The sequence below is a fragment of the Rhodoferax sp. SPJ4 genome (assembly GCF_058216275.1).
This window is the reverse complement of the sequence record NZ_JBYZMN010000003.1, coordinates 362195-374970: the sequence shown is the minus strand read 5'-3', so window position 1 is coordinate 374970 and position 12776 is coordinate 362195. Positions and strand designations below refer to the sequence as shown.

Below are 12776 nucleotides of genomic sequence, written 5' to 3'. Positions count from 1 at the left end.
CCCATGCTGCCCACCACCTCGCTGGCCGACTTTGAAGCCGCTGCCAAGGCCCAAGGGTTTGACGAAGCGCTGGAACGGCGCTGGGACCCGCTGACGGTGCTGGACACCCACAGCCACCCGTTTGCCGCCAAGGCGGTGGTGGTGCAGGGCGAGATGTGGCTCACCGTGGGCGCCGACACCCAGCACCTGCGGCCGGGCGACGGCTTCGAGCTGGCCCAGGGCGTGCCGCATTCGGAGCGCTACGGCCCGGAAGGCGCGACCTACTGGGTGGCGCGCCAGGCCGGCGCCGCGCCGCTGCCCGGCGGCTACTGAGCCGGCGACGCCGCAGGCGCGGCGGGGTGGCGGCGGCGAAACATGCCGTAGCCGTCCATGAACAGCACCCGCTCGCCATGCTGGTTGGTCATCACCCAGTGGTTGCGAACCAGGCCCACGTCGGGCCGGCTGGCCATGGGACGCGACTCGACGATGGTCAGGCTCAGGCCCAAGGTGTCGCCGGGGTAGACCGGTTGATGCCATTTCAGCCCCTCCAGGCCGGGCGAGCCCAGGCTGGTGGAGCGGCTCAGAAAGTTCGTCACCATCAGCCGCATCGCCAGGCTGCAGGTGTGCCAGCCGCTGGCGCACAGGCCACCGAACAGCGAGGCCTCGCCGCCGGCCTGGCTCAGGTGAAAAGGCTGGGGGTCGAACTGGCGGGCAAAGGCGATGACCTCTTCGGCGCTCACCGTCAGCTGGCCCAGGTCGCGCTGGGTGCCCACCGGCAGGTCTTCCCAGCAAATCAGTGCATCCTTGGTTTCGGTGGTCATGGCCGGCCTTTCAACGGCCACCGGCCACGTCGATCAGGCTGCCGGTGGTGTAGCTGGACGCGTCGGACAACAGCCACAGAATGGCCTGAGCCACCTCGTCGGCGGTGCCGGGGCGCTGCATCGGCACCTGGGGGGCGACCTCGTGGGCCCGGTTGGGCTGGCCGCCGGAGGCGTGGATCTCGGTGTCAATGATGCCGGGCCGCACACCGTTGACGCGGATGCCCTCGGTCGCCACCTCCTTGGCCAGGCCCAGCGTGAAGGTGTCGATGGCGGCCTTGGCCGCGGCGTAGTCCACGTACTGGCCGGGTGAGCCCAGCCGCGCCGCCGCGCTGCCCACGTTGACGATGGCGCCGCCGGCGCCACCGTGGCGGGTGCTCATGCGCCGCACTGCCTCGCGCGCGCACAGGAACGAGCCCACCACGTTGATGCCAAACATGCGCTGCAGCCGGGCCGCGTCCATCGCGTCCACCCGGGCCGCCACGTCCACCACGCCGGCGTTGTTGACCAGCGCGCTGAGCCGGCCCAGCTTGGCGTCGACCTTCTCGAACATCGCAACCACCTGGTCTTCGTGGGCCACATCGGCCTGCACCGCGATGGCCGTGCCGCCAGCGGCGCGAATCTGCCGCACCACCTCGTCGGCGGCCAGCGAGTTGGCGGTGTAGTTCACCGCCACCGCATAGCCCAGATGGGCCGCCTGCAGCGCGGTGGCCGCGCCAATGCCCCGGCTGCCGCCGGTGACCAACAGTACTTTGTCCAAAGCCCACCCCCTGCAGAAAATCCGATTTTGGACTAGTGTGCGGGCTGGCGTTCACAGCGTCTGCCACGCTGGCGACGCGGCCCCACCCCAGCCACCCACAACACCAGGAGACCTCCCCATGCCCTTCATCGACCTGCGCGCCGCCGACGGCACCGCCATTCCGGCCTATGTGGCCGAGCCACCGAGCGCCCCGCGCGGCGGCCTGGTGCTGCTGCAGGAGATCTTCGGCGTCAATTCGCACATCCGCGCGGTGGCCGACGGCTACGCCGCCAAGGGCTACCGGGTGGTGGCGCCGTCCACCTTCCAGCGCGTCAAACCCGGCGTGGAACTGGGCTACAGCCAGGACGACATGGGGGCCGGCTTTGCGCTGAAAACCGCGGTGGAGGCCTTGCCTGCACCGGGTGTGCTGCAAGACATCCAGGCCGCGATTGGCCATGCCGCCAGCGCCGGCAAGGTGGGCATCGTCGGCTATTGCTGGGGTGGCCTGCTGACCTGGCGCGCCGCCTGCCAGCTCGACGGTCTGGCGGCCGCCGTGCCCTACTACGGCGGCGGCGTCACCGCCGAGCCCGATGCCAGCCGCTCGCCCCAGGTGCCGGTGCTGGCCCATTTTGGCGACCAGGACCACTGGATCCCGCTCGACAGCGTGCTGGCCTTCCAGCGCCAGCACCCCGGCGTGGAGGTCCATGTCTACAACGCCAACCACGGCTTCAACTGCGACCAGCGCGCCTCCTACAACGAGGCCGCCGCCACGCTGGCCCGCCAACGCACGCTGGCCTTTTTGGCCGAGCACGTGGGCTGACCATGGCCTTCCCGCGCTGGCCCCTCGCGGCCCTGTTGGCCGCGCTCCTCCCCTTCGCTGCGGCGGCCGGCCCCTATACCGGCCCGCTGTTCGACGCCCACCTGCACTACAACGTGGAGGCCTGGCAAGGCCCGCACCCGGTGGCCGATGTGCTGGCCCGGCTGCAGCGCAATGGCGTGCGGGCCGCGCTGGTGAACTCGCGGCCCAACGACGGCACCCGCTCGCTGGCCGAAGCCCAAGCCGAGGCCGCCCGGGCTGGCGTGACCGTGGTGCCCTTTGTGCGGCTGTACCGAAACCGGGCCGACTACGACGGCTGGTTTGCCGACGACAGCATTCGCACCATGGTGCAGGCCGAGCTGGCCCGCGGCACCGCCGCCGGCCCCTACCGCGGGCTGGGTGAGTTCCACCTGTACGACAGCGCCAACGCCAACGGGCCTGTGGCCCGCGCGCTGATGCGGCTGGCCGCTGAAAAGCAGCTGGCCGTGCTGGCCCATGTGGACGACGACGCCATCGAGTTGCTGATGGCCCATGTGGCCGACCTGCCGCGCGCGCCGCGCCTGGTCTGGGCCCACACCGGCATTGGCGGTGTGCCGGTGGCGCGGGTCGAGGCCTTGCTGACCCGTTACCCGACGCTGATGGGCGAGCTGTCTTACCGGCCGGGTCTGACCTGCGAGGCGAAAGGCTCACCACGCCTGTGCCCCGAATGGCGGGCGCTGCTGCTGAAATTTCCCGACCGCTTCATGGTCGGCTCCGACACCTGGGTCAACCAGCGCTGGCAGGACTACGACGCGCTGATGCAGGGCTACCGCGCCTGGCTGGGCGAGCTGCCACCCGCGGTGGCAGCCCAGGTGGGCTGGGGCAATGGCGCGGCGCTGTTCGGCCTGCCCCTGCCAAAGTAGCTAACGGCCGCTGCGGGCCAGGTAGCGTTTGCGCCAGAACACCGCCACCATCACCAGCGCGATGCCCAGCATGGCGCCACAGGCCCACCAGAAGCCCGACTGGGTGTGGATCAGCGGCAAGGCGTCGAAGTTCATGCCGAAGATGCCGGCGATCAGGTTCAGCGGCAGAAACACCGCGGTCAGCGCGGTCAGCACCCGCATCACGTCGTTGGTGCGGTTGGCGGTGGCCGAGAAATGCATCTGGATGGCCGACTCCAGCGACTGCTCCAGCCGCTGCACATGGGACAGCACCCGCTCGATGTGCTCCACCGTGTCGCGGGTGCGCACCTGCAGCATCTCGCGGTCGACCACATCGAAATCGTCTTCGTTCAGCGTCTGCAGCCACTCGGCCAGCGCCGAGCGCTGGTCTTCGCACATCTCCTGCAGCTGGTGCAAGGTGTTGCGGCCGTCCAGCAAGGCCTGCCAGTTGTTGAAACGCGAGCGCGGGTTCAGCAACTCGGACTGCCAGTGGTCGAGCTGGGTGGACAAACGACGGCGCAGGTTGAGGTAGCCGTCGACCATGTGGTCCACGGTGCGCAGCATCAGCTCGGCCGGGCTGGTAGGCAGGCGCACCAGGCCCTTGGCGCGCAGGCCGGCGGCGGTGGCCGGCGGGGCCACGCTGGCCTCGCCCTGGCGCAGCAGGCGCTCGACGAAATGGTCGCGCACCGCGCAGTCGGCCGGGTGCACCGTCAGCAGCACCCGGTCGAACACCGCGAAACCCACCGGGCTGGTGTCGATGTGGCGCAGCGCCGACGGCCCGCGCGAACGCGCCGCCTCCGGCGTCTCGTTGCTGACCACGCCGCCGGTCAGCGAGGCCACCTCGCGCTCGCTGGCGGCCAGCCGGCGGAACACCACCACGTCGTACTGGGAGGTGAAGTCGTAATGCGAAGGCAGCTGGTTGTTCAGCAGGTCGCGCACATGGAAATCCAGCAGCTGGGTGCCGGTGAGTCGCTGCAGCGCGTCCTGCAGCTCGGTCTGGTGGACCTCGAAATCGCGCCGCGCGGCCGACACCCACAAGAAGCCGTGGGCTGGCAGGGCCGTGGGCAGCGCGTCGAGCTCGCGTGCCTTGCCGTCGATTTCCAGGATGCGCATGGGCGGCCTTTAAGCGCGCAGCAGGCGCGCGGCGTCGCGGGCGAAATAGGTCAGCACACCGTCGGCGCCGGCGCGCTTGAAGGCCAGCAGGCTTTCCAGCATCACCGCGTCGTGGTCCAGCCAGCCGTTCTGCGCGGCGGCTTTCAGCATCGCGTACTCGCCGCTGACCTGGTAGGCGAAGGTGGGCACACCGAACTCGTCCTTGACCCGGCGCACGATGTCCAAATAGGGCATGCCGGGCTTGACCATCACCATGTCGGCGCCCTCGGCGATGTCGATCGCCACCTCGCGCAGCGCCTCGTTGCTGTTGCCTGGGTCCATCTGGTAGACCTTTTTGTTGCTTTTGCCCAGGTTGGCGGCCGAGCCCACGGCGTCGCGGAAGGGGCCGTAAAAGGCGCTGGCGTATTTGGCGCTGTAGGCCATGATGCGGGTGTGGATGTGGCCGCGCAGCTCCAGCATGTCACGGATGGCGCCGATGCGGCCGTCCATCATGTCGCTGGGGGCGACGATGTCCACGCCGGCCTCGGCCTGGGTCAGCGCCTGGCCCACCAGCACTTCCACGGTTTCGTCGTTGAGGACGTAGCCGGTGTCGTCAAGCAGGCCGTCCTGGCCGTGGCTGGTGAAGGGGTCGAGCGCCACGTCGGTCATCACGCCCAGTTCAGGGAAACGCTTTTTCAGCTCGCGCACCACCCGCGGCACCAGGCCTTCGGGGTTCAGTGCTTCCTTGCCGTCGGGGGTTTTCAGCGCGCCATCGATCACCGGGAACAAGGCCATCACCGGGATGCCCAGCTTCACGCAGTCTTCGGCCACCGGCAGCAGCAAATCCAGGCTCAGCCGCTCGACACCGGGCATGGAGCCCACGGCCTCGCGGCGGCCCGCGCCGTCCAGCACAAACACCGGGTAGATCAGGTCGTGCGGCGTGAGCGCGTGTTCGCGCACCAGGTTGCGGGTGAAGGCGTCGCGGCGCAGGCGGCGCGGGCGGGCAGCGGGGAAGGGGGCGATCGGTGGCACAGGCGGCATGGTGGGCACTCGGCAGCAGAGGATAGGCCCAGTTTATCGTGGCCTACACTGTGGCCATGCTCTGGGTCAAAGCCTTTCACATCGTGTTCGTGGCGAGCTGGTTTGCCGGCCTGTTCTACCTGCCGCGCCTCTTCGTCAACCTGGCCATGGTGCCGGTGGAAAGCCTGGCTGAACAGCAGCGGCTGCTGCTGATGGCGCGCAAGCTGATGCGCTTCACCACGCTGCTGGCGGTGCCGGCGCTGGCACTGGGGCTTTGGCTGTGGCTGGGTTATGGCATCGGCCGCGGCCCGGGCAACGGCTGGCTGCACGCCAAGCTGCTGGTGGTGCTGCTGGCGCTGGGCTACCACCACCTGTGTGGCGCCCTGCTGAAGCGCTTTGAGCGCGGCGACAACCGCCGCAGCCATGTCTGGTACCGCTGGTTCAACGAGGCCCCGGTGCTGCTGCTGGTGGCCGCGGTGGTGCTGGTGGTCGTCAAGCCCTTCTGAGCGGCCGGCAGGGCAGGCCATGAGCGCGCACGCCGAGCCCCCCCACCGCAGCGCGGCCTGGCCGCTGTCGCTGCTGTACGTGGCGCTGATCGTCTACGCCAGCCTCTACCCCTTCAGCGACTGGCGCGACCAGGGGGTGTCGGCCTTTGCCTACCTGAGCGCGCCGCTGCCGCGTTACTGGTCGGGCTTTGACGTGCTGGCCAATGTGCTGGGCTATGGCCCGCTGGGTTTTCTGCTGGCCTGGGCCGCCTGCGCCACCGGCCGCGAGCGCCACGCGGTGTGGGTGGCCAGCCTCAGCGCCGGCCTGCTGTCGCTGGGGATGGAGGCCTTGCAAAGCTATCTGCCGACCCGGGTGCCGTCCAACGTGGACCTGGTGCTCAACCTGTTCGGCGCGGCGGCGGGCGCCGGCTTCGCCTGGCTGCTGGCCAAACTGGGCGCCATGACGCTGTGGCGGCAATGGCGGGCCCGCTGGTTTGTCGGCGAGGCGCGCGGCGCGCTGGTGCTGCTGGCGCTGTGGCCGGTGGCGCTGCTGTTCCCGCAGGCCGTGCCACTGGGCCTGGGCCAGGTGATGGAACGGCTGGAGGCCGGCCTGGCGCAGCTGCTGTCGGGCACGCCCTTTCTGGAATGGTTGCCGGTGCGCGACATCGAACTGCAGCCGCTGGTGCCGGGCGCCGAGCTGCTGTGTGTGGTGCTGGGCGCGCTGACCCCTTGTTTGCTGGCCTATTCGGTGCTGCGCCAGCAGCGCCAGCGGGTGATCAGCCTGGGCCTGGTGCTGGCCATCGGTGTGCTGGTGACGGCGCTGTCGTCGGCGCTGAGCTACGGGCCCGACCACGCCTGGGCCTGGCTGACCGCCCCGGTGCAGGCCGGTCTGGGCATGGGGCTGGTGCTGGGCGCAGCGCTGCTACCGCTGCCGCGCCGGGTTTGTGCGGCGCTGGCCTTGCCGGTGGCGGCGGTGGCCTTGACGGTGCTGAACCAGGCCCCCAACAGCGCCTATTTCTGGCAGACCCTGCAGACCTGGGAGCAGGGCCGCTTCATCCGCTTCCATGGCCTGGCGCAATGGCTGGGCTGGCTGTGGCCTTTTGCGGTGCTGGTCTACCTGGTGGCCCGGCTGTCGCGGCGCGAGCCTCCCGGCTGAACGCCCGCCAGGCGCTGCCTAAAATGGGCCATGACCGAGCCCACCGCCTACTACCAGCGCCACATCTTTTTCTGCCTGAATCAGCGCAAGGAGGGCGAGGCCTGCTGTGCCGCCCAGGGCGCGGTGGCCGGCTTTGACCGCGCCAAGCGGCTGATCCGCGACGCCGGCCTGTCTGGCCCCGGCGGGGTGCGGGTCAACAAGGCCGGCTGCTTGGACCGCTGCGCTGGCGGCCCGGTGGCGGTTGTCTACCCCGAAGGCGTCTGGTACACCTATGTCGACGAGCACGACATCGACGAGATCGTCGAATCGCACCTGAGAAACGGCCAGGTGGTGCAGCGCCTGCTGACGCCGCCCGAAGCCGGCCGCTGAACGCGGGCCCGACGGCTCAGCCGCGACGGGCCTTTTCATAGAGCGGCATCACCTGCGGCAGGTTGCGCTCCATCTCGGCGATCCGGCTGCTGCCCGACGGGTGGGTGGACAGCCACTGCGGCGGCGCCCCCTTGTTGGCCGCCGCCATCTTCTGCCACAGCGTGATGCCAGCCCGCGGGTCGTAGCCGGCACGGGCGCCCAGCTCCATGCCCACCAGGTCGGCCTCGGTTTCGTCCTCGCGGCTGAACTTCAGACTCAGCAGCTGCGCACCGCTGCCAATCACCTGCTGGCCGATGGCACCCACGCCCAGCAGCTGGCTCAGCACACTGGCGCCGATGTTGGTGGCCGCCGTTTTGCCCATGCGCTCGCGGGCGTGTTCGCGCAGCGCATGCGCCACCTCGTGGCCCATGACCATGGCCACCTCGTCGTCGGTGAGTTGCAACTGGTCCAGGATGCCGGTGTAGAAGGCGATCTTGCCGCCCGGCATGCAGAAGGCGTTGATCTGTTTGCTGCCGATCAAGTTCACCTCCCATTGCCAGTCCTTGGCGCGCGGGTTCCAGACCAGTGCAAACGGGATGATGCGGCGGGCAATGGCCCGCAGCCGGACCACCTGCGGGTGGTTGTCGGGGCCCAGCGCGTTCTGGGCCTTGGCTTTTTTCAGCAGGTCGCCGTACTGCTGGCCCGACGAGCGCTCCACGTCCTCGGCCGGCACCAGCTTGGAGAAGGCCGAGTTGTTGCCCACGTCCACGCCGTCGCGGGCCAGCGCGGGCGTCGGCAGCACCGGGCCGGCCAGCGCGCAGGCCACCAGCAGGGTGCGCAGGCGCGGCGACAACAACGGGGGGACAGGCATGGTCAACTCCTCAAAGCCCTGGGGTGGGCCCGCGTATTATTCCCGGATGCACCACCGCGCCACCGAGACATCGGCCGAAACTTCTTCCAAGATGCCCTCCTGGGCCGCGACTTTCAAGGTCTACCTGGAACCGGCCAGCCTGCGCATGCTGCTGCTGGGTTTTTCCGCCGGCCTGCCGCTGCTGCTGGTGCTGGGCACGCTGAGCTTTCGGCTGCGCGAGGCCGGCATCGACCGCGCCACTATCGGCTACCTGAGCTGGGTGGGCCTGGCCTACGGTTTCAAATGGGTCTGGGCGCCGCTGGTCGACCGGCTGCCGCTGCCCGGCCTCACCACCCACTTTGGCCGGCGCCGCGGCTGGCTGCTGCTGGCCCAGGGCCTGGTGGTGGCCGGCCTGGTGGGCATGGCGCTGAACAACCCGCAGAGCGGGCTGGAGCCGGTGGTCTGGTGTGCGCTGCTGGTGGCCTTTGGCTCGGCCACCCAGGACATCGCCCTCGACGCCTACCGCATCGAGTCGGCTGGCACCGAGCGCCAGGGCGCGCTGGCCGCCACCTACCAGACCGGCTACCGGCTGGCCATGATCTGGGCCGGTGCCGGCGTGCTGTGGCTGGCGGCCTGGGCCGAGGCCGCGCCGCTGGCCACTGCCGGTGCGGTGGGCTACCAGAACGCCGCCTGGCAGACCGCCTACCTGGTGATGGCGGCGTCAATGGCGGTGGGCATGGCCACGGTGCTGCTGTCGCCCGAGCCGCTGCGCCGGCCGCTACCACCAGCCAAAAACGCCGCCGACTGGCTGCGCAGCGTGCTGGTGGAGCCGTTTGCCGAGTTCCTGCGCCGCCACCGCTGGCACGCGGTGCTGATCCTGGCGCTGATCGCTGTCTACCGCATCAGCGACGTGGTGATGGGCATCATGGCCAACCCGTTTTACGTGGACATGGGCTACAGCAAGGACGAAGTGGCCGCGGTGACCAAGATCTACGGTGTGGTGATGACGCTGGTGGGTGCCTTTGTCGGCGGCGCGATGGCGGTGCGGCTGGGCGTGATGCGGGTGCTGATGCTGGGCGCGGTGTTGAGCGCGGCCAGCAATTTGCTGTTCGCCTGGCTGGGCACCCGCGGCCACGACACGACCGCGCTGGTCTTCGTGATCTCGGCCGACAATCTCAGCAGCGGCATCGCCTCGGCCGCCTTCATTGCCTACCTGTCGGGCCTGACCAGTGTCCAGTACTCGGCCACCCAGTACGCGCTGTTCAGCTCCATGATGCTGCTGCTGCCCAAGTTCGTGGCCGGCTTCTCCGGCGTTTACGTCGACCAGTTCGGCTACAGCCATTTCTTTGTGGCCACCGCGCTGCTGGGCCTGCCGGTGCTGCTGCTGGTGTGGCTGGCCAGCCGGCTGGCGCCGGTGGGGCCGCGCCCGGACTGACCCATCCACCGCTGGGCGGCTGTTTACCATTCTTTACCGGCGCTTCAAGCAGCCGGCGACCCGCCGGTGCACACTCTGCCGAGCTTTGTAAAGAGAACGCGCGCATGACCCACCACCTGTTGATGATCGAAGACGACAGCCGCCTGGCCCAGATGGTGGGCGAGTACCTGCGCCAGTCGGGTTTCGGTTTTGCCCATGCCGGCGACGGCGGCCAGGGCCTGAGCCAGGCCGCCGAGCGCACCCCCGACCTGGTGATCCTGGACCTGATGCTGCCCGACATGGACGGCCTGGAGGTCTGCCGCCGGCTGCGTGGCCACCCCAGCGTGCTGGCCCGGGTGCCGGTGCTGATGCTGACCGCCAAAGGCGACCCGATGGACCGCATCATCGGCCTGGAGATGGGCGCCGACGACTACCTGCCCAAGCCCTTTGAGCCGCGCGAGTTGCTGGCCCGCATCCGCGCCATCCTGCGGCGGCAGAACGACAACCCGGCCCAGACCCACCAGCTGATGCGCTTTGGCGGCCTGACCATCGACCGCGACGGCCGCACCGTGACGGTGGACGAACAGCCCTGCGAACTCACCTCCTACCAGTTCGATTTGCTGCTGGCCATGGCCGAGCGGGCCGGCCGGGTGCTGACCCGCGACCAGATCATGGAGGCGGTGCGCGGCCGCGAGCTGGAGGCCTTCGACCGTTCCATCGACGTGCACATCGGCCGCATCCGCGCCGCCATCGAGGCCGATGCCAAAAACCCCAAGCGCATCGTCACCGTGCGCGGCGTGGGCTACGTGTTCGCCAAGCAGCAGGACTGAGCGTGGCTTGCCGGCCCCGGAGTCGCCCATGAGCGCCGTTCAGCCTGCTGCCCCCGCGCCGTCGCGCGAGTGGCGCTTGCGTCCCTGGCGCTACTTCGCCAAAAGCCTGTCACTGCGGCTGTGGCTGGCGGTGGTGGTAGCGGTGATGGTGCTGACCGTCATCGTCGGTTGGGCCTGGCGCCAGGCGGCCGAGCCGCCGCTGCGCGAGATCCGTATCCGCAACGAGGCCGGTCAGCTGATCGGCAGCGCCACCTCGCGGCCCCGCGAGCCGCTGGACGCCGACACGCCCCGGCCGCGTGGGGCGGAATTCACCGTGCCACTGAGCACCGGCCAGGTGCTGGAGGTGCAGGTGCTGCGACCCCAGCCGCCGTCGTTCTGGAACCGCCCACCCTTTGGTTTCTTCTGGATGCTGGCCATGGTGGGCCTGGGCGTGGCGCTGGCCACCTACCCCATGGTGCGCCACCTCACGCGGCGGCTGGAGGCCTTGCAACGCGGTGTGGAGCGCTGGGGCGACGGTGATTTGTCGGCGCGGGTGCCGGTCAGCGGCGACGACGAGGTGGCCTTTCTGGCCAACCGCTTCAACCACGCCGCCGGCCGGGTCGAGGCGCTGGTGACCTCCCACAAATCGCTGCTGGCCAACGCCTCGCACGAGCTGCGCTCGCCGCTGGCCCGCATCCGCATGGGGCTTGAATTGATGGGTGGCAACCCGACCTCGCCCACCCGGGCCGAGATCGAGCGCAACATCGCCGAGCTGGACCTGCTGGTAGACGAAATTTTGCTGGCCAGCCGGCTCGACGCCCAGCAGGCCGATGTGGGCGCGGCCGAGCCGCTGGACCTGACCGGTCTGGCGGCCGAGGAATGTGCGCAGTTCAGCGACCCGCCCTGGGTGGAATTGCACGCCGAGTTCGACCGGCCGCCGGTGCTGGTGTCGGGTGTGCCGCGCCTGCTGCGCCGGATGGTGCGCAACCTGATTGAGAACGCCCGCCGCCACGGCGACGGCCCGGTGCAGGTGCAGCTGGCGGCCCGAGGCCCGCAGGCGGTGCTGCGGGTGTGCGACCAAGGCCCCGGCGTGCCACCGGCCGAGCGCGAACGCATCTTTGAGCCCTTTTACCGGCTGGCCGGCGCCAGCGAGCACCAGGGCGGGGTGGGGCTGGGGCTGGCGCTGGTGAAGTCGATTGCCGAGCGCCATGGCGGCACGGTGCGCTGCGAGGAGCAACCCGGCGGTGGCGCCTGTTTCACCGTGAGCCTGCCGCTGCTGGCCAGCGCGGCGTGAGCGCCGTCTGGCTCAGCCGGGTGGCAGGCTTTGCAGCACCCGCTCGGCGCTGATGTCGTTCAGGCAGCGGGTGTGGCCCAGCGGGCAGTCGCGCTCGAAGCAGGGCGCACAGTCCAGCGGCGGCTGGTAGCCGGGGTCGACTTTCAGCCACAGCACCCGGGCCAGCGGGTTCAACGGTGGCGTGTGGTGCGGGCTGGACGAGCCGAACACCGCCACCTGGCGCACGCCGAAAGCGGCCGCCACATGCATCAACCCCGAATCGTTGCTGACCACCTGGCGGGCGCCGGCAATCAGCGCCAGCGCTTCGGGCAAGCTGGTCTGGCCGGCCAGGTTGTGGCACTGGCCAGGCCGCGCGGCGTTGGCTGGCATGGCGATCTCCTCGCACAGCGCCGCCTCCTTGGCCGAACCCAGCAGCAGCACCGGCACGTCCAGCCGCGCCGCCAAATCCGCGAAATGGCCGGCGGGCCAGCGTTTGGCCGGACCGAATTCGGCGCCCGGCGCAAACACCACATAGCCCGCCGCCACCAGACCGCGTGCGGCCAGCACACTGGCCACGGCCTCGGGCGGCAGTTGCAGCGCGGGCCGGTCGGTAGCGGTGTCGGTGGCGCCGCTGAGCGCAGAGTAAAAAGCCACCATCGGTGGCCGGGCGGTTTTGGACGGGTTTTTCAGCCGGTGCGTCAGCAGGCCCACCCGGGCCTCGCCCAGATAGCCCACCCGTTGCGGGATGCCGGCCAGAAAGGGCAGCAGCGCGCTTTTCAGTGAATTGGGCAGCACATAGGCCACGTCAAACTGGCCGTCGAACTGGCGGGCCAGCGTGCGGCGGGCTCGCAGCTGCAGGCCGCCATGGGCAAAGGGAAAGTCCACCACCTCGGCCACCGCCGGCATGGCGCGGTAGACCGGCGCCACCCAGGGCAGGGCGCCGACGGTGAGGCGCTCGCCGCGGGCGGCCAGGCGGCGCATCAGCGGCTCGGTCATCACCGCGTCGCCGATCCACTGCGGGGCGATGACCAGGCTGCGCGTCATGGCGTCAGCCTG

The 12776-nt window shown here is 69.9% G+C and carries 15 protein-coding genes; 9 read left to right on the top strand and 6 right to left on the bottom strand.

The genetic code is table 11. The features are described 5' to 3' along the window. Nucleotides 1–3: 3 nt before the first annotated feature. On the top strand, nucleotides 4–312 hold the full coding sequence (locus tag AC4BAR_RS12945; protein ID WP_490628278.1) for a cupin domain-containing protein: 309 nt from the start codon (nucleotides 4–6) through the stop codon (nucleotides 310–312). Here AC4BAR_RS12945 and AC4BAR_RS12940 read toward each other — a convergent pair. Beyond that, nucleotides 306–800 carry a MaoC family dehydratase gene (locus AC4BAR_RS12940; protein WP_490628277.1) on the bottom strand — a complete coding sequence of 165 codons (495 nt, stop codon included), beginning with the start codon at nucleotides 798–800 and terminating at the stop codon, nucleotides 306–308. The genes AC4BAR_RS12945 and AC4BAR_RS12940 overlap by 7 nt on opposite strands. Nucleotides 801–810: 10 nt before the next feature. After that, the gene (locus AC4BAR_RS12935) at nucleotides 811–1557 is read right to left on the bottom strand and encodes an SDR family oxidoreductase (RefSeq protein WP_490628276.1); all 747 of its coding nucleotides are present in this window, start codon (nucleotides 1555–1557) and stop codon (nucleotides 811–813) included. Nucleotides 1558–1675: 118 nt separating this feature from the next. On the opposite strand from AC4BAR_RS12935, the gene AC4BAR_RS12930 reads away from it, so the two are divergent. After that, a complete protein-coding gene (locus tag AC4BAR_RS12930) occupies nucleotides 1676–2356 on the top strand; it encodes a dienelactone hydrolase family protein (RefSeq protein ID WP_490628275.1) in 681 nt (226 codons plus the stop codon). 2 nt (nucleotides 2357–2358) lie between these two features. Further along, a complete protein-coding gene (locus AC4BAR_RS12925) occupies nucleotides 2359–3255 on the top strand; it encodes an amidohydrolase (protein WP_490628274.1) in 897 nt (298 codons plus the stop codon). On the opposite strand, the gene AC4BAR_RS12920 is transcribed toward AC4BAR_RS12925, so the two are convergent. Both AC4BAR_RS12920 and hemB read right to left on the bottom strand, forming a co-directional pair. Then, complete coding sequence (locus tag AC4BAR_RS12920) at nucleotides 3256–4386, bottom strand: magnesium transporter CorA family protein (protein ID WP_490628273.1); 1131 nt, start codon at nucleotides 4384–4386, stop codon at nucleotides 3256–3258. Nucleotides 4387–4395: 9 nt separating this feature from the next. Continuing rightward, nucleotides 4396–5406, bottom strand: coding sequence for a porphobilinogen synthase (gene hemB / locus AC4BAR_RS12915; protein WP_490628272.1), 1011 nt, complete (start codon nucleotides 5404–5406; stop codon nucleotides 4396–4398). Nucleotides 5407–5462: 56 nt separating this feature from the next. On the opposite strand from hemB, the gene AC4BAR_RS12910 reads away from it, so the two are divergent. From AC4BAR_RS12910 to AC4BAR_RS12900, 3 genes are read left to right on the top strand one after another with little or no spacing between them, the layout of a single operon-like run. Continuing rightward, entirely contained in the window at nucleotides 5463–5891 is a 429-nt protein-coding gene (locus tag AC4BAR_RS12910) for a CopD family protein (RefSeq protein ID WP_490628271.1), read from the top strand. Between the two features lie 19 nt (nucleotides 5892–5910). Beyond that, the gene (locus AC4BAR_RS12905) at nucleotides 5911–7026 is read left to right on the top strand and encodes a VanZ family protein (RefSeq protein WP_490628270.1); all 1116 of its coding nucleotides are present in this window, start codon (nucleotides 5911–5913) and stop codon (nucleotides 7024–7026) included. Between the two features lie 30 nt (nucleotides 7027–7056). After that, complete coding sequence (locus tag AC4BAR_RS12900) at nucleotides 7057–7395, top strand: (2Fe-2S) ferredoxin domain-containing protein (protein ID WP_490628269.1); 339 nt, start codon at nucleotides 7057–7059, stop codon at nucleotides 7393–7395. A 16-nt stretch (nucleotides 7396–7411) separates the two neighbouring features. Here AC4BAR_RS12900 and AC4BAR_RS12895 read toward each other — a convergent pair whose 3' ends face one another. Continuing rightward, complete coding sequence (locus tag AC4BAR_RS12895; RefSeq protein ID WP_490628268.1) at nucleotides 7412–8245, bottom strand: M48 family metallopeptidase; 834 nt, start codon at nucleotides 8243–8245, stop codon at nucleotides 7412–7414. Between the two features lie 91 nt (nucleotides 8246–8336). On the opposite strand from AC4BAR_RS12895, the gene AC4BAR_RS12890 reads away from it, so the two are divergent. The 3 genes from AC4BAR_RS12890 to AC4BAR_RS12880 all read left to right on the top strand — a co-directional run bounded on the left by AC4BAR_RS12890 (nucleotide 8337) and on the right by AC4BAR_RS12880 (nucleotide 11741). Next, nucleotides 8337–9659 (top strand): AmpG family muropeptide MFS transporter, encoded by a 1323-nt coding sequence (locus tag AC4BAR_RS12890; protein WP_490628267.1) that lies wholly within the window; start codon nucleotides 8337–8339, stop codon nucleotides 9657–9659. Nucleotides 9660–9763: 104 nt separating this feature from the next. After that, complete coding sequence (locus AC4BAR_RS12885; RefSeq protein ID WP_490628266.1) at nucleotides 9764–10468, top strand: response regulator; 705 nt, start codon at nucleotides 9764–9766, stop codon at nucleotides 10466–10468. 28 nt (nucleotides 10469–10496) lie between these two features. Next, entirely contained in the window at nucleotides 10497–11741 is a 1245-nt protein-coding gene (locus tag AC4BAR_RS12880) for a sensor histidine kinase (RefSeq protein WP_490628265.1), read from the top strand. A 12-nt stretch (nucleotides 11742–11753) separates the two neighbouring features. Here the strand turns inward: AC4BAR_RS12880 and waaF are convergent, their stop codons facing one another. Then, nucleotides 11754–12764: a lipopolysaccharide heptosyltransferase II gene (gene waaF / locus AC4BAR_RS12875; protein ID WP_490628264.1), complete on the bottom strand. Its 1011-nt coding sequence runs from the start codon at nucleotides 12762–12764 to the stop codon at nucleotides 11754–11756. Nucleotides 12765–12776 lie beyond the last annotated feature (12 nt).